The 257-nt window shown below is 58.4% G+C and carries 1 pseudogene; it reads right to left on the reverse strand.

Features of this window, described 5'->3' with window-relative positions:
• A pseudogene (gene lysK / locus R0J92_RS24520) lies at positions 1-257 on the reverse strand (lysine--tRNA ligase); the annotation flags it as partial.

A 257-nucleotide genomic window follows, 5' to 3' on the forward strand; every position in this document is an offset into this window, starting at 1 on the left:
GGCTGTAGGTTGCCTGCCGTTCTTCGCCGAGCGTCGGCAGCATCACCTTCATGATGTCGTCATAGCGCTCGACGGCCTTGAGAAGCACCGCGTCGAACTTGCCGGATTTGTAATATTCGGTCGCGCTGGCGAACTCGTAATCGAAGCCGAAAGTGTCGAGGAAGCGGCACAGCATGGCGTTGTTGTGATCCGCAAAGCTCTTGTAGTCGCCGCCGAACGGGTTCGGAACGGCCGAAAGCGGCATTTGCAGATAGGGC

It is taken from the genome of Tritonibacter sp. SIMBA_163 (assembly GCF_046535935.1).
Lineage (GTDB): Bacteria > Pseudomonadota > Alphaproteobacteria > Rhodobacterales > Rhodobacteraceae > Epibacterium > Epibacterium scottomollicae.